Raw genomic sequence first — 15,113 nt, forward strand, 5'->3', positions numbered from 1 at the left:
GAAGACAAGGGCTTTTTCGCGTCAGATTCCCGCAACCTTGACCACCAGATCGGCCAGCCGCTCGGCGGCATCGAGCCGGCCCGCGCCACGGGCCGCTGCGGCCATGGCGGCGAGGCGCGCGGGTTCGGCGGCGAAGGCGGAGATTTCGGACGCCAACCGGTCGGAGGTGAACTCGGTCTGCGGGATACGGATCGCGCCATCCACCTTGACCAGCACGCCGGCATTGGCGAACTGGTCCTGGTCGATCGAGCCCGGCAGCGGCACCAGGATCGAGGGCCGGCCGATTGCCGCGAGCTCGGCCACCGTGCCGGCGCCGGAGCGCGATACCACGAGATGATTTGACGCGAGCCGGGCCGGCAAGTCGGTGAAGAACGGCGCCAGCTCCACCTTGATCTTGAGCCTGTCGTAGACCGCTCGGACGCGGCTCATGTCCTCGTCGCGCACCTGCTGGGTGAGAACGAGCCGGCCCCACAGCGCAGGCTCGAGCCGCTCGATCGCACCAGGCACGATGTCGGCCATGATGCGCGCGCCCTGACTGCCGCCGACGACGAGCAGACGCAGCGGGCCGTTCACCTCGGGCGCAGCATAGGGCACGGCGGCAGCAGCGAGCACCGCCGGCCGCATTGGCGTGCCGACGGTGGTGGTCTTGGCCGACAGCGCGGGATCGCGGTCGAGCACGCCCGGCAACGACGTCGCGATGGCGCGCACGCGGCTCGACAGGAACCGGTTGGCGCGGCCGAGCACCGCGTTGGCGTCGTGGATGATGCCGGGCACGCCGGCGAATTTCGCCGCGACCAACGGCGGCAGCGTCGGATAGCCGCCGAAGCCGACGACTGCGACAGGCTTCAATCGCTTGATCAGTCCGTAAGCGGACAGCGTGCCGGCCACGAGCGTGAGCCCGGCATAGGCGAGCTGAAGCGGATTGCGGCCGCGCGCGGTCTCGCTGGCCACGACGTCGATCATGTCCTTGCTGAACAGCCCGCTATAGCGCAACGCGCGCTCGTCCGTGACGAGGCGGACGCGATAACCGCGCCGGATCAATTCGACGCCGAGCGCCTCGGCCGGAAACAGATGGCCGCCGGTGCCGCCCGCGGCGAGAAGAATCAGGGGGGACGTGGTCATGATAGCGGAGTTTTACAGGGAGTTTTCCGTCATTGCGAGTGCGGCAACGAAAGTGTTCGTGCCCCGGGCGCGGCGCAGCGTGGTGCGCTGCTGAGCCGGGGCCCATTGGTTGCAGCATTCTGGATCCCGGCTCTGCGCTCCGCTTCGCGGAGCTTGTCCGGGACACGTGCAACTACGCGTAACTCCGCATCGCCTCGGCGTGGCCGCTGGCCTCGACCTCGGTGCGCGGGCGCAGCCGCGTCAGGGCCAGCATCATGCCGACGCCATAGGCCAGCGACACGATCGAGGAGCCGCCATAGGAGATGAACGGCAGCGTCATGCCCTTGGCAGGGATGAGCTGCAGGTTGACCGACATGTTGATTGCGGCCTGCACGCCGAACAGGATCGCAAGTCCCGAGGCGGCGAAGCGCGAGAACATGTCCTCGTTGGCATAGGCACGCGACAGCGTGCGGATCACGACGAAGGCGAACAGCGTCAGCATCGCAAGGCACAGGATGATGCCGAACTCCTCCGCGGCGACTGCGAACACGAAATCGGTGTGACTGTCCGGCAGGCTGCGCTTGGCGATGCCCTCGCCCGGCCCCAAGCCGAACCAGCCGCCGTTGTAAAAGGCCTCCATGGCGGTATCGACCTGGAAGGTGTCGCCGGAGGCCGGGTTCATGAAGCGCTTGATGCGGCCCGCGACGTGCGGCACGAACAGATAGGCGCTGAACAGGCCGGCCGCCGCGGCGCCCGCGAGGCCGAACACCCAGATCATGCGCATGCCCGCGATGAAGAACAGCGAGCCCCACACCATCAGGATCAGCATGGTCTGGCCGAAATCCGGCTCCATCACCAGCAGCGAGACCAGCATCAACAGTAGCACCAGCGCCATCGTGGTCGCAGGCATCTCCGGCCGCTTGGTCGATTCCGCAAACAACCAGGCTGCGATGACGACGAAGGACGGCTTGGCGATCTCGGAGGCCTGGATATTGACGCCGAGCAGCGTGATCCAGCGTCGCGAGCCCTTCACCTCAGGGCCGATCGCGAGCGTCAGCACGATCAGGATGATGCTCGCCGCGAAGATGATCAGGGCCGAACGGCGGATCGCGCGCGGCGACAGGAAGGACACCCCGAGCAGCACGATGCAGGACGGCACCAGGAACAGCACGTGGCGGCTGAAGAAGTGGAAGGGATCGAGCCCGATGCGCGTCGCGACCGGCGGGCTCGCCGCCAGCGACAGGATCACGCCGGTCAGCATCAAGGCCAGGATCGCACCCATCAGCGGCTTGTCGACGGTCCACCACCACTCGGAAAAGGGGGTGCGTTCTTCACGGGAGAGCATGGGCGGCCGCTTTCGGACAGAGGTCAGCCCATTGGTCGCCGAGGTTGGTTACCGCAGGGTTAAGGAAGTGGATGAAGTTGTGCACAGTCTCGTGCCCCGGACGCAGCGCAGCGCCATTGCGGTGCGCTGCAGAGCCGGGGCCCAGCGGCTTCTGGGTCCGGCTCGCGCCACGCGCGTCCCACGAGAACTCGCTACACCACCGGCTTCACGCCCGGCAGCGCCTGCACCAGCTCGCGGAACTTGGTGCCGCGGATCTCGAAATTGCGATACTGGTCGAAGGAGGCACAGGCTGGCGAGAGCAGCACGACGGCATCGGCGAGGCCTGATGCCTCCGCATCGCGCGCGGCGTGCTCGACGGCGACGTCCAGCGTCTGGCTGATCTCGTGCGCGACACTACCAAGCGTGCCGGAAAATTCCTGCGCGGCCTCGCCGATCAGATAGGCCTTGCGGATCCGCGGGAAATAGCCGGTGAGGCTGGTAATGCCGCCCGCCTTGGGTTTGCCGCCGGCGATCCAGAAGATGTCGGCAAAGGACGACAGCGCATGCGCGGTGGCGTCCGCATTGGTGCCCTTGGAATCGTTGACGAACAGCACGTTGCCGCGGCGGCCGACCTGCTCCATGCGGTGGGCGAGGCCCGGAAAGCTGCGCAGGCCATTCTGAAGCACGTCGAGGCCGATGCCCATCGCGAGCGCGGCTGCGGCCGCGCAGGCCGCGTTCTGCGCGTTGTGCAAGCCGCGGAGCGAGCCGATGCCGCCGAGCGCGGCGATCTCGTTGCGCGCACCGCCCGCGGTCCGCACGATATTGCCGTGCTCGACATGGATGCCCGACGCCAGCGGGTTCTTGACGGAGATGCGCACCACATTCTTGCCCGAGCGGTCGAGCCGGTCGGCGATGTCGCGGCAAAAGCCGTCGTCGACGCCGACGATCGCGGTGCCGCCTCCTTGCACGCCCGCAACGAGGCGCTCCTTCACCGCGGCGTAGTGCGCGATGGTGCCGTGACGATCGATATGGTCTTCGCTGACATTGAGCAAAATGCCGACGGAGGGATCGAGCGAGGGCGTGAGGTCGATCTGGTAGGACGACATCTCGATGACGTGGACGCGGCCCATGCGCGGCGGCTCCAGCGACAGGATCGCGGTGCCGATATTGCCGCCCATCTGGGTGTCGTAGCCGGCAACCTTCGTGAGGTGCGCGATCAGCGCTGTCGTAGTCGACTTGCCGTTGGTCCCGGTGATGGCGACGAACGGCGCATCCGGCGCATGGCGCCGCCGCTCGCGGCAGAACAGCTCGATGTCGCCGATCACCTCGACGCCGGCTTCGCGCGCCTTCAGCACGCTCCAATGCGGGACCGGATGGGTCAACGGCACGCCGGGCGCGAGCACGAGCGCCGCAAAGTTCGCCCAGGACACGTTGCGCAAATCCGCGGTGATGAAGCCGGCCTGCGCAGCCTTGGCGACGTTCTCGGCGTTGTCGTCAGCCGCGACCACCTCGGCGCCGCCGGCCTTTAGCGCGTGGCAGGAGGCGAGCCCGGAGCCGCCGAGGCCGAACACCGCGACGGTCTTGCCGGCAAAAGAGGTGACGGGGATCATCGAGCGATCACCGCAGCTTCAGCGTCGACAGGCCGGCCAGCGCCAGCATCACCGAGATGATCCAGAACCGGATCACGATCTGCGGCTCGGTCCAGCCGAGCTGCTCGAAATGGTGATGGATCGGCGCCATGCGGAAGATGCGCTTTCCGGTGAGCTTGAACGACACCACCTGCACGATGACGGAGACCGCCTCCAGCACGAACAGGCCGCCGATCACCGCGAGCACGATCTCGTGCTTCACCGCGACCGCGATGGCACCCAGCATGCCGCCGAGCGCGAGCGAGCCGGTGTCGCCCATGAAGATCGACGCCGGCGGCGCATTGAACCAGAGAAAACCGAGGCCGGCGCCTAGAAGCGCGCCGCAGAGCACCGCGAGCTCGCCGGTGCCGGCGACATATTTGATCTGGAGATATTCGGCGAACACCGCGTTGCCGGCGAGATAGGCGATCATCGCAAAGCTCGCGGTCGCGATCATCACGGGCACGATGGCGAGGCCGTCAAGACCGTCGGTGAGGTTCACCGCGTTGCCGGAGCCGACGATGACGAAGGCACCGAAGATCACGAAGAACCAGCCGAAATGCAGCACGGTGTCCTTCAGGAAAGGAATCGTCAGCGCGGTGGACGCGGGATCGCGGTTCAGCCGCACCAGGGCGTAGCAGGCCACCAGCGCGATCGCCGCCTCGATCAGCAGGCGAAGCTTGCTGCCGAACCCGCTCGTGGTCTGCTTGGTCACCTTGAGGTAGTCGTCATAGAAGCCGACGAAGCCGAAGCCGAGCGTCACCGCCAGCACGATCCAGACATAGGGGTTGAGCGGATTGGCCCACAGCACGGTACCGACGGTGAGGCCGGACAGGATCATCAGCCCGCCCATCGTGGGCGTTCCCTTCTTGGCGAGATGCGATTGCGGACCGTCGGTCCGGATCGGCTGGCCCTTGCCTTGGCGGATACGCAGATGATCGATGATCCAGGGCCCGAACAGGAACACGAACAGCGCACCGGTGACCACCGCGCCGCCGGTGCGGAAAGTGATGTAGCGGAAGACGTTCAGGAAGGTGCGAACGGCACCGAAGCCCGGAAATGTATTGGAGAGCTCGATCAGCCAGTAAAACATTCAGACGGTCCTATGGCGCCTCTGCACGCACGATCTTGGCGTGCTCACGCGCATTCGCTGGTCTTCATCATGGGTCGCGCGCCCCCAGGGAAACCGGACGGCTTCGCGCCGCAAAGGATGGGATTCGGGAACGGCGCCTTCCAAGCAGTTTACGCCTTTGCCTGCAAGGCGGCCACCAGGCTCGGCACAAACTTGTTGACCCAGAACATCTTCTTGCTGCCCTTGACAACCACGACATCGCCTGCCTGCAGCAGGCTCGCGACCTCGACCGGCTTCAGCGTGGCGGGGTCGTCGTGCCAGCCGAGACCCTTGCCTGACGGCAGCACCTCAAAGAGGTGCCGCATCAGAGGGCCGACGCAGTAGACCCCGTCGATGCCGTCGAGGTGCTTGGCAAGAGCAGTGTGATAGTCCGGGGCGTCTTCGCCCAGCTCCAGCATGTCGCCGAGCACCGCAATACGGCGGCCGCCGGTCATGTTGCGTGCCTGCAAGCTCTGCAGCGCGGCAGCGACACTGGCCGGATTGCCGTTGAAACTGTCGTCGATCACGGTGATGCCGCTGATCGTCTGCTCGACGCCGCGGCCGGTCATGATGCCGACCCGGTCGAGCTTAATCGCGAGCGTCGCCGCATCGAGATTGGCGGCACGAATCGCGGCGAGCGCGGCCAGCGCATTCTGAACGCGGTGCGGCGCGCCCGGCGTCAGGCTGAAGGCAAGTTCCTTCTTGCCGATCATGGCCACGATTTGCCAGCTCTCGCCGTGCGGCGCGTGCGCGACCTCGTGCACCTCGGCGTGCTCGCCGAAGCGGACGACCTTGCCCTTCCATTCCGACGCCTTGAGCCCGGCGGGCAGCACCAGCACCCCGTCCTCGGGCAGGCCGAGCGCAATCGAGACCTTCTCGCGCCTGATGGCTTCGAGCGAGCCGAGCTTTTCCAGATGCACCGGCTGGACGTTGACGACGAGCGCGACCGTCGGCCGCGTCAATTCGCTGAGCCGTGCGATCTCGCCTTTCTGGTTCATGCCCATCTCGACGACCCAGAGGCTGGCATCGGTGCGCGCATTGCACAGCGTCAGCGGCACGCCCCAGAAATTGTTGAAGCTGGAGGGGCTGGCATAGGCGTTCGGATAGGCCGCCAGAAATTCCTTGGTGCTGGTCTTGCCCGCGCTGCCGGTGAGCCCGATCACCGGCCCGTTGAACCGCGCGCGCGCGGCGCGTGCGAGGCCCCAGAGGCCGTCGATCAGCGTGTCCTTGACGACGATCTGGGGAATGCGGATGCCGGCGATCTCATGCGGCACGATCATCGCGACCGCGCCGGACGCCTCAGCCTTGTCCGCGAACTCCCAGCCGTCTCGCGCGCTGGCAAAGGCCGAGACGAAGCCGCCGCTCGGCGTGCCTGATAGCGCGACGAACAGGCTGCCCGGTTTCACCAGGCGGCTATCCTGGGTGACGAAATCGATCGGAGTGTCGGGGAACGATCCGTCCGCGCCCAGCGCGCGCGCCACTTCGGCAACCGTCCATATCGGCGCGCTCATGCAACCCTCGACGCTAATGCGGCGGCGACCGCCTCGTGATCACTGAAGGGCAAAACCTCTCCGCCGACGATCTGCCCGGTCTCGTGGCCCTTGCCGGCGATGAGCAGCGCATCGCCCTCCTGCAATTCCTCGATCGCGGCGCGGATCGCAGCGGCACGGTCGCCGATTTCGCGGGCGCCCCTGGCGGTAGCGAGGATCGCGGCGCGGATCGCTTCCGGCTTCTCGCTGCGCGGATTGTCGTCGGTGATGATGATTCCGTCAGCGTTCTCGGCTGCGATCTCGCCCATGATCGGACGCTTGCCGGCATCGCGGTCGCCGCCGGCGCCGAACACGACGACCAGCCTGCGCCTGGCATAGGGACGCAGCGCCTGCAGTGCCTTCACGAGCGCATCGGGCTTGTGCGCGTAATCGACGAAGATCGGCGCGCCATTGCGCTCGCCGACGAGCTCGAGTCGTCCCTTGGCGCCTTCGAGATGCTCAAGGCTTGCGAACACGTTGGCCGCATCGCTGCCGGTCCCGATCGTAAGACCCGCCGACACCAGCGCGTTCTCGATCTGGAATTCCCCGACCAGCGGCAGGCGGATCGCATAGCGCTTGCCGCGATGCTCGAGCCCGAGCACTTGCGAGAAGCCTTCGACCCTGGCGTCCGCGAGACGAATGCCCTCGCCTGCGCCGTCGCCGTTGCGACCGACCGCCATGACGCGCAGGCCGCGCGCCTTCGCGGCGTCGATCGCTTCCGCCGAGCAATCATGATCGGCCGAGATCACCGCCGCGCCGCCGGGCGGCACCAGCTCGCGGAACAGGCGGAGTTTCGCGGCAAGGTAATGCGCGACGGTCGGATGATAATCCATGTGGTCGCGCGAGAGATTGGTGAAGCCGCCGGCGGAGACGCGCACGCCATCGAGCCTGAATTGATCGAGCCCGTGCGACGACGCCTCGAAGGCGAGATGGCTGACGCCCTCGCGGGCGATCTCGTCAATCTGCCGGTGCAGTGCGATCGGATCCGGCGTCGTCAGCGAGCCATAGACCGTGCGCTTGGGCGAGACGAGACCGATGGTGCCGATGCTGGCGGAGACATGCCCCAGCCGCTCCCAGATCTGGCGCGTGAAGGCTGCAACAGAGGTCTTGCCGCTGGTGCCGGTCACGGCCGCGATGGTCGCCGGCTGGGCGGGGAAGAAGCTTGCGGCGGCCAGCGCCAGCGCACGGCGCGGATTGGCGACGGCGATGAACGGCACCTTGCCTCCATCCGGCGCATGGTCGCCGACGACGGCGACCGCGCCCGCGGCAATCGCGGCGTCGATGAAGCGCGCGCCATCGGTCTTGCTGCCCGCCAGCGCGAAGAAGAGATCACCCGGCTTGACGACGCGGCTGTCGAGCGCAAGGCCGGTCACATCGAGCGCGGCGATGGCGGGCTCGATCGCGGCATCATTGCCCAGAATATCCAGACCCAGGAGGTCGCGCAGCTTCATGGTCTTCCAGTCGACATGCCCTGCCGGGAAGCCGAATACGGGTGGAAAATCCCGACTCAGCCGCGGCGAAAAGCTTACCCCGTTGATTACTGGGTTGTCCTGGATGCTGCAAGAATAAGGCGCTCCGCAGGCGGCAGGTCGAACCGCGGCTCGACGCCCAGGAGCGGCGCGATCCGCTCGATCACCTTGCCGCCGGTTGGAACAGCGTTCCAGCCGGAGGTGATGAACCCCTTCGTCTCAGGAATGGCCTGCGGCTCGTCCAGCATGATCAGGATCTGATATTTGGGATCGTCGCAAGGCATGATCGCCGTGAAGGAGTTGAGCACGCGCTTCTTGGCGTAGCGACCGTTGATGACCTTTTCGGACGTGCCGGTCTTGCCGCCGACGTAATAGCCCTTGATATCGGCGGTCTTGGCGGTGCCGATCTCGGCGTTGAGCCGCATCAGGAACCGCATCTTGTCGCTGGTCTCGGTCTTGATGACTCGCTTGGCGATCGCCGCGGCTTCGGACTCGCTGCGCTTCATGAAGGTCGGCGGAATCAGATAGCCGCCGTTCACCAGCGCATTGATGCCCATCACCGCTTGCAGCGGCGCCACCGACATGCCCTGACCGAACGCGATGGTGACCGTGTTCAGCTCGCCCCAGCGCCGCGGCACCAGCGGCGCCGCGCTCTCCGGCAGCTCGGTGCGCAGCCGCGTCAATTGGCCCATCTTGGCGAGGAACGCCTTGTGTGCCTCCACGCCCTGGCTGAGCGCGATCCGTGCGGCGCCGATGTTGGACGAGTAGGTGAACACTTCCTTGGTGTTGATGAAACGTCCGAGCGGGTGGCTGTCGTGGATGGTGAACTTGCCGTAGTGCAGGTTTCCACGCGCGTCCCACGACGAGTTCAAATTGATCTTGCCGGAATCGAGCGCCATCGCCAGCGTGAACGCCTTGAAGGTGGAGCCCATCTCGTAGACGCCGGTGGTCAGGCGGTTGATGCGATCAGGATCGTGCGCTTCCTTCGGGTTGTTGGGGTCGAAATCCGGCAGGGAGACCATCGCCACCAGCTCGCCGGTCTTGACGTTCGAGATGATGCCGGAGGCTGCCTTGGCGTGGAACTTGTCCTTGGCTTTCAAGAGCTCGTCGCGCAGCGCGTGCTCGACGCGCAGGTCGATCGAGAGCTCGATCGGCTTTTGCAGCCGGTCGGTGGCAAAGCCGGCGCGGTGGAGATCGGCGAGGCCCTGATTGTCGAGCCACTTCTCCATGCCGGCGATGCCCTGGTTGTCGATGTTGACGAGACCGATGAGGTGGGCGACCTCGTTGCCGGTCGGATAGACGCGCTTGTTCTCGCGCAGGAAGCCGATGCCGGGAATGCCGAGCTTGTGGATGGCCTGCTGCTGCTTCGCCGTGACCTCGCGCTTGAGCCAGACGAAGCCCTTGCGCGTCCTCAGGCGCTCGCGCACCTCGGCCTCGTCGAGGTCGGGCACGGTCGCGGTGAGAAGCTCGATCGCCTCGTCCTTGTCGATGATGCGACGCGGCTCGCCGAACAGGCTCGCCGCCTTGACGTCGGTGGCAAGGATCGCGCCGTTGCGGTCGACGATGTCGGGACGCGCGGTCGCCACCACCTCCTGCGCCGCGGCGCGGCGCGCGCCATGGGCATCGGCGCCGATCGCGAACATCACGAGCCGGCCGCCGATCAGGGCATAGACCGAGGCGAAGGCGAGCATGGCGAGGCCGACGCGCGCGCGCGCCTTCGCGGCGCGGTCGACGTTGCGCCCGTAGAGCAGGCTGCGGATCAGACGCTGCCGCCAGGGCTCAGTCGGCTTTTCTGCAGGTTTGGCCGGAGTCGCAGCGCTCATTGATTGTCCTCGGGCTGAGGCACGGAGCCCGTCACGGTGTCGGGATCGCTGGCGGCTTCGATCGTGTTCAGCATGGCCCCGATCGGATCGGGCTCGCCCGGCCTGAACATCCGCGGCGGACGCTCCGGCAGGTTCTTCAGCGAATCGTATTGGGTGCCATTGACCGGCTTGAGCTGCAGATGCCGATCGGACAGGCCTTGCAGCCGGTGCGGCGCATCGAGCCTGGCCCATTCGGACCGCAGAGACGCGATCGCGTCGCGCTGCTCGCGGATCTCCGCATGCAGCCGCAGCACCTTCTCGACGCGCGCTGTCGAGTCCATCTTGATGCGGTAGACATAGGCCGCCGCGAAGATCAGCGCGCCGATGACGAGGAGGTGGATGATGCGCATGCGCTAGCCGCCCCTCATCACGTCGGAGAGTTTCGGCCAGGACGATGGCTCGTCATTATGAGGCGCCGGCGCGGAGGTGCGCTCGGCTGCGCGCAGTTTTGCGGAACGCGCCCGCGGATTATGCGCGACTTCGTCGTCACCGGCGACCACAGGCCGCCGCGTCAACAACTGGAAGCTCGGCGGAACCTGCGCGACTTCCGGCAGATGCCGCGAGCCGCCGCCGGTCTTCGAACGCGCGGCGAAGAAATTCTTGACGATGCGGTCTTCCAGCGAATGGAACGAGACCACGACGAGGCGGCCACCGGGCTTGAGCACACGCTCGGCGGCGGCCAGCGCGGTCTGCAGCTCCTCGAGCTCCTCGTTGACGAAGATGCGCAAGGCCTGAAACGTCCGCGTCGCCGGATGGATGTCGCCGGGCTTGGAGCGCACGATCCTGCCGATGAGATCGGCGAGCGCACGCGTGGTCGTGAACGGCGTCTCCTGCCGGTCGGCAACGATGGCGCGGGCGATGCGGCGCGACTGCCGCTCCTCGCCGAACAGATAGATGATGTCGGCAAGATCGCCTTCGGAGGCATGCGCGACCACGTCGGCCGCGGTCGGCCCAACCTGCCCCATCCGCATGTCGAGCGGACCGTCGAGGCGGAACGAGAAGCCGCGACCGGCCTGGTCGAGCTGCATCGAGGACACCCCGACATCCATCACGACGCCATCCACGGCGTCGATGCCCTGGGCCGAGCAGACATCGGCGAGATTGGAGAAGCGGTCCTCGACCAGCGTCAGCCGGCCGTCGGAACGTTCGACCAGTTCGGCGCCGCCGGCAATGGCAGTTCGATCGCGGTCGATCGCGATCAGGCGGGTTCCAGGCACGTCGAGGATGGCGCGGCTATAGCCGCCCGCGCCGAAGGTGGCATCGACATAGATCCCGCCCGCACGCGGCGCGAGATGATCGATGGCCTCGCGGCCGAGCACGGGAATGTGGGGAGTGGAGCTCATGCGCCAAGCCTGGTGATCCAAAGCCTTGTGACCCAAAGCCCGCCGAAGGCCTTGCTTGACGTCCAAGCGAGATCGGGGACGGACAAGCCCATAACGCCTCGAATCATTCCGCGCCGCGGCGGTTCCACGACAAAGCTCGCGTCCGGCATGGTTACCGAGCCCGGTCGTTCCGGGCAGCAAACCCAGTGTTGCCAGTGGAATTTGTCGGGCAGCCATGGGATTTCGAGCCAAAATACGCTTTGGCCGCCTCCGGACGCGGGTCGGCTCTTCATCCCTCAGTAACGGCCCTTAGCGTTAAGAAAGCGTTGCTCGGCTGCCTACAAGTCGAAAAGCTGATGGCGTGGTGATGCTTCATCCACACACATGCGCCAAAATGCATCCGTTAACCGCGCCGCGCGATTGCGTGCGGTGGAGGGTAAAGGAATAGTAAAGAGAAGGGCTTGCCCATTCTCGTCCGACCTGAGTTGTCTATGCCGCCGTCCGGTTCGTCCACGCCGTCTGGATCTGATTCGAAGCGTCAACGCGTTCTCCCGGTTCCCAAGGCCGCGGCGAACATGCGGACGTTCGAGCCGGACTCCTCGATCGTCTCCGACATCATCCCCTCGCCGAACTTCGGCGAGCGCAACAAAGGCCGGCAGCCCGACATGATCGTGCTGCACTACACCGGCATGCCCGACGTCGAGGGCGCGCTGGCGCGGCTGTGCACGGCCGGAACGGAAGTATCGGCGCATTACGTCGTGCTGGAGGATGGCCGCATCGTGCAATGCGTGTCCGAAACCAAGCGCGCCTGGCACGCCGGCGTTTCCTCGTGGGCCGGCGAAGACGACATCAATTCCTGCTCGATCGGCATCGAGATCATCAATCGCGGCCATGACTGGGGCTATCCGGAGTATCCGCTGCGCCAGATCGCCGCCGTGATCGCGCTGTGCCGCGGCATCATGCTTCGCCGCAAGGTGCCGGCCCACCGGGTGCTCGGCCATTCCGACGTCGCGCCCGCGCGCAAGAAGGACCCCGGCGAGAAGTTTCCGTGGCACTCGCTGGCCAATTCCGGCGTCGGCCATTGGGTCACGCCGGCTCCTGTCGTGCGCGGCGAGACCCTGATGCTCGGCACCATCAGCGACGAGGTGCTGAGCCTGCAGCAGGCGCTCGCCAGATACGGCTACGGCGTGCCGCTATCAGGCAAATACGACGCTGCGACCATGGAGGTCGTCACAGCGTTCCAACGTCATTTCCGCCCGGCACGGCTCGACGGCGTCGCGGACCATTCGACGCTGTCGACCTTGCAAGCGCTGCTGGCGAGCCTGCCGGCAGAGGGGACGCCGGTCGCGTCGAAGTAGCGGCGACGGCCACATAGTTCACTCTCGTGTCCCGGACGCGCTGCAGCGCCCTAGCGCTGCTGCGCAGAGCCGGGACCCGGTTGGCGACGCGAGCTCGCTCCGGAGAAATGGGCCCCGGCTCTGCAGTGCATCGTCGAAGTGACGCTGCGCTGCGTCCGGGGCACGAGAGCCCTACCCCATCTCCCTCACCCGTCGCGCATATAGCCGCCGCAGCGGCTCCAGCTGCGTTGCCTCCGTCGCCGCACGATACGCCTCGCGCGCTTCCTCGGTGCGACCCAACCTTCGCAACAGATCCGCGCGCACTGCAGGTAGCAGCTCATAGCCGCGCAGGTCGCCGCGCGCACTGAGCGCCTCGACGAGATCGAGCGCGCGGGCCGGTCCATCGACCATCGACACGGCGGCAGCGTGGTTGAGCTCGATCACGGGAGACGGACCGATGCGCAGCAACACCTCGTAAAGCCCGGCGATCTGCGGCCAGTCGGTCTGCCCGAAGCTGGGCGCACGCGCATGCAGCGCGGCGATCGCGGCCTGCACGGCATAGGCTTGCGGTCGGCCGGGGATACGCAGCGCGTCGTCGACCAGGCGCAGGCCCTGCTCGATCTGCGCGCGGTCCCACAACATGCGGTCCTGCTCTTCCAGCAGCACGATATCGCCGGCCGTCGTCGCGCGCCCGGCGCGGCGCGCATCGTGCAGCAGCATCAGGGCGAGCAGGCCCTTGATGCCGGCGCGATCCGGCATCAGCCGGTCGAGCAAGCGGCCGAGCCGGATCGCCTCGGCCGCAAGATCGGGCCGCATCAGATCCGCGCCCTCGGTGGCGACATAACCTTCCGTGAAGACCAGATAGATCACGGCGAGCACGCCATCGAGCCGCGGCGCCAGCGCGTCGCGCTCGGGCACCTCATAGGGGATGCCGGCGAGCCTGATCTTCTGCTTGGCGCGGACCAGCCGTTGCGCCATTGCCTCCTCGCCGACAAGGAAGGCGCGCGCGACCTGCGCGGTCGAGAGCCCGCAGACGGTGCGCAGCGTCAGCGCGACCTGGACTTCGGCCGCGAACGCCGGATGGCAACACGTGAAGATCAGCCGCAGCATGTCGTCGTCGAGCATTGCCGGCAATTCCTCGGGCGCCTGCGCGTTCAGCTCGAGCTCGTGCACGATCGCCTGCTGCTTGCCGCGGAAGGCAATCTGGCGGCGGACCCGGTCGATCGCCTTGTGCTTGGCGACGTTGACCAGCCAGGCGCGCGGATTGTCCGGGATATTGCACGCCGGCCAGCGCTCCAGCGCGACCGCAAAGGCATCCTGCAACGCATCCTCTGCAAGATCGAAATCGCCGACGAGACGGATCAGCGTGGCCAGCGCCCGCCCCGCCTCGTCGCGAAATACTTTGTCGATCTCGGACGGTGTCATGCGCCGACGCGCAGGCTAGTCGTCACTTGTCGTAGACCCAGATCGGCCGCACCTCGATCGAGCCGATGCGCGCGCTCGGAATGCGCGCCGCGATCTCGATCGCAGCGTCGAGATCCCTGGCCTCGATCAGATAATAGCCACCGAGCTGCTCGCGCGTTTCCGCGAACGGACCGTCGGTCGTCAGCACCTTGCCGTCGCGCACGCGCACAGTGGTTGCGGTCGTGGTCGGCTGGAGCCGGTCGCCGGCCTTGAAATTGCCGCTCTGAATGATGGACTGGGTGAAGGTCTGATATTCCGCCGTCATCTGCTGGCCGGCCGCCGGACGCATGTTCGCGTACTCGGCTTCGTTCTGGTAGATCATCAGCAAATACTGCATCGCTTAACTCCTGTTGCACGGCTGGATCGCCGACATCCAGTCGAACGGGGCCCACTCCAGACGACATCTTCAGGATAAATTATTTGCAGGCCGCGTGCGCGGCGATACCGGCTTGACGGAACCATCGCAAATGCCCCATGCGTTACCGGTCAGTCGGCCGGACGGCCGCTCCGGCAAGGGTCGAAAGGCCGCCGGGGAGGAAAGTCCGGGCTCCCTTGACATGCGGTGCCGGATAACGTCCGGCGGGGGCGACCCCAGGGAAAGTGCCACAGAGAACGAACCGCCCCGCTTCGCCTTTGGCTTCGCGGGGTAAGGGTGAAAAGGTGCGGTAAGAGCGCACCGCGGCTGCGGCAACGGAGCCGGCATGGCAAACCCCACCGGGAGCAAAACCGAATAGGGACGGCGTAGCGGGCTGTTCGCGCAAGCGATAACGCCGCGGGGCGATGTCAGGCCCGCCGTCCGGGTAGGTTGCTCGAGGCCGTGTGCAAACATGGTCCCAGAGGAATGGCCGTCACGTATCGTTCGCGCAAGCGGGCGGTGCCTTACAGAACCCGGCTTACAGGCCGGCTGATATCTTGCAACGAGGGGTTCGGCGTGACTGCGCCGGGCCCCTCACCATTTGGGCTGAC

Annotated in this window: 12 protein-coding genes and 1 other RNA gene; 2 read left to right on the forward strand and 11 right to left on the reverse strand. The window is 66.5% G+C overall.

What is annotated here, in order from left to right:
* Positions 1–21: 21 nt before the first annotated feature.
* The 9 genes from murG to rsmH all read right to left on the reverse strand — a co-directional run bounded on the left by murG (position 22) and on the right by rsmH (position 11,367).
* Complete coding sequence (gene murG, locus XH83_RS28380) at positions 22–1,122, reverse strand: undecaprenyldiphospho-muramoylpentapeptide beta-N-acetylglucosaminyltransferase (protein WP_194403929.1); 1,101 nt, start codon at positions 1,120–1,122, stop codon at positions 22–24.
* Positions 1,123–1,294: 172 nt separating this feature from the next.
* Positions 1,295–2,446 carry a putative lipid II flippase FtsW gene (ftsW, locus tag XH83_RS28385; RefSeq protein WP_194403930.1) on the reverse strand — a complete coding sequence of 384 codons (1,152 nt, stop codon included), beginning with the start codon at positions 2,444–2,446 and terminating at the stop codon, positions 1,295–1,297.
* A 191-nt stretch (positions 2,447–2,637) separates the two neighbouring features.
* On the reverse strand, positions 2,638–4,035 hold the full coding sequence (gene murD, locus XH83_RS28390; protein ID WP_194403931.1) for a UDP-N-acetylmuramoyl-L-alanine--D-glutamate ligase: 1,398 nt from the start codon (positions 4,033–4,035) through the stop codon (positions 2,638–2,640).
* A gap of 7 nt (positions 4,036–4,042) precedes the next feature.
* On the reverse strand, positions 4,043–5,146 hold the full coding sequence (gene mraY, locus XH83_RS28395; RefSeq protein WP_194403932.1) for a phospho-N-acetylmuramoyl-pentapeptide-transferase: 1,104 nt from the start codon (positions 5,144–5,146) through the stop codon (positions 4,043–4,045).
* Between the two features lie 149 nt (positions 5,147–5,295).
* A complete protein-coding gene (gene murF, locus XH83_RS28400) occupies positions 5,296–6,675 on the reverse strand; it encodes a UDP-N-acetylmuramoyl-tripeptide--D-alanyl-D-alanine ligase (RefSeq protein WP_194403933.1) in 1,380 nt (459 codons plus the stop codon).
* On the reverse strand, positions 6,672–8,144 hold the full coding sequence (locus XH83_RS28405; protein WP_194403934.1) for a UDP-N-acetylmuramoyl-L-alanyl-D-glutamate--2,6-diaminopimelate ligase: 1,473 nt from the start codon (positions 8,142–8,144) through the stop codon (positions 6,672–6,674). The genes murF and XH83_RS28405 overlap by 4 nt, the downstream gene beginning before the upstream one ends.
* An 86-nt stretch (positions 8,145–8,230) precedes the next feature.
* Complete coding sequence (locus XH83_RS28410) at positions 8,231–9,985, reverse strand: penicillin-binding protein 2 (RefSeq protein WP_194403935.1); 1,755 nt, start codon at positions 9,983–9,985, stop codon at positions 8,231–8,233.
* Entirely contained in the window at positions 9,982–10,374 is a 393-nt protein-coding gene (locus tag XH83_RS28415) for a hypothetical protein (protein ID WP_194403936.1), read from the reverse strand. The genes XH83_RS28410 and XH83_RS28415 overlap by 4 nt, the downstream gene beginning before the upstream one ends.
* Positions 10,375–10,377: 3 nt before the next feature.
* The gene (rsmH, locus tag XH83_RS28420) at positions 10,378–11,367 is read right to left on the reverse strand and encodes a 16S rRNA (cytosine(1402)-N(4))-methyltransferase RsmH (protein WP_194403937.1); all 990 of its coding nucleotides are present in this window, start codon (positions 11,365–11,367) and stop codon (positions 10,378–10,380) included.
* A 554-nt stretch (positions 11,368–11,921) separates the two neighbouring features.
* Between rsmH and XH83_RS28425 the strand changes: the two genes are divergently transcribed.
* Positions 11,922–12,704, forward strand: a complete 783-nt coding sequence (locus XH83_RS28425; RefSeq protein ID WP_194403938.1) for an N-acetylmuramoyl-L-alanine amidase — start codon at positions 11,922–11,924, stop codon at positions 12,702–12,704.
* 171 nt (positions 12,705–12,875) lie between these two features.
* Here XH83_RS28425 and XH83_RS28430 read toward each other — a convergent pair whose 3' ends face one another.
* Both XH83_RS28430 and XH83_RS28435 read right to left on the reverse strand, forming a co-directional pair.
* A complete protein-coding gene (locus XH83_RS28430; protein ID WP_194403939.1) occupies positions 12,876–14,108 on the reverse strand; it encodes an RNA polymerase sigma factor in 1,233 nt (410 codons plus the stop codon).
* A gap of 22 nt (positions 14,109–14,130) precedes the next feature.
* Entirely contained in the window at positions 14,131–14,484 is a 354-nt protein-coding gene (locus XH83_RS28435; RefSeq protein ID WP_194403940.1) for a YciI family protein, read from the reverse strand.
* A 149-nt stretch (positions 14,485–14,633) separates the two neighbouring features.
* On the opposite strand from XH83_RS28435, the gene rnpB reads away from it, so the two are divergent.
* An RNA gene (rnpB, locus tag XH83_RS28440) (RNase P RNA component class A) lies at positions 14,634–15,059 on the forward strand.
* Positions 15,060–15,113: the final 54 nt, after the last annotated feature.

Origin of the sequence: Bradyrhizobium sp. CCBAU 53351, from assembly GCF_015291745.1 — a bacterium.
Taxonomy (GTDB): Bacteria; Pseudomonadota; Alphaproteobacteria; order Rhizobiales; family Xanthobacteraceae; genus Bradyrhizobium.

What these genes read in the sequence shown, in the direction of transcription:
- murG (WP_194403929.1), bottom strand. Translation starts at nt 1,122, where the DNA reads ATGACCACGTCCCCCCTGATTCTTCTCGCCGCGGGCGGCACCGGCGGC.
- ftsW (WP_194403930.1), bottom strand. Translation starts at nt 2,446, where the DNA reads ATGCTCTCCCGTGAAGAACGCACCCCCTTTTCCGAGTGGTGGTGGACC.
- murD (WP_194403931.1), bottom strand. Translation starts at nt 4,035, where the DNA reads ATGATCCCCGTCACCTCTTTTGCCGGCAAGACCGTCGCGGTGTTCGGC.
- mraY (WP_194403932.1), bottom strand. Translation starts at nt 5,146, where the DNA reads ATGTTTTACTGGCTGATCGAGCTCTCCAATACATTTCCGGGCTTCGGT.
- murF (WP_194403933.1), bottom strand. Translation starts at nt 6,675, where the DNA reads ATGAGCGCGCCGATATGGACGGTTGCCGAAGTGGCGCGCGCGCTGGGC.
- XH83_RS28405 (WP_194403934.1), bottom strand. Translation starts at nt 8,144, where the DNA reads ATGAAGCTGCGCGACCTCCTGGGTCTGGATATTCTGGGCAATGATGCC.
- XH83_RS28410 (WP_194403935.1), bottom strand. Translation starts at nt 9,985, where the DNA reads ATGAGCGCTGCGACTCCGGCCAAACCTGCAGAAAAGCCGACTGAGCCC.
- XH83_RS28415 (WP_194403936.1), bottom strand. Translation starts at nt 10,374, where the DNA reads ATGCGCATCATCCACCTCCTCGTCATCGGCGCGCTGATCTTCGCGGCG.
- rsmH (WP_194403937.1), bottom strand. Translation starts at nt 11,367, where the DNA reads ATGAGCTCCACTCCCCACATTCCCGTGCTCGGCCGCGAGGCCATCGAT.
- XH83_RS28425 (WP_194403938.1), top strand. Translation starts at nt 11,922, where the DNA reads ATGCGGACGTTCGAGCCGGACTCCTCGATCGTCTCCGACATCATCCCC.
- XH83_RS28430 (WP_194403939.1), bottom strand. Translation starts at nt 14,108, where the DNA reads ATGACACCGTCCGAGATCGACAAAGTATTTCGCGACGAGGCGGGGCGG.
- XH83_RS28435 (WP_194403940.1), bottom strand. Translation starts at nt 14,484, where the DNA reads ATGCAGTATTTGCTGATGATCTACCAGAACGAAGCCGAGTACGCGAAC.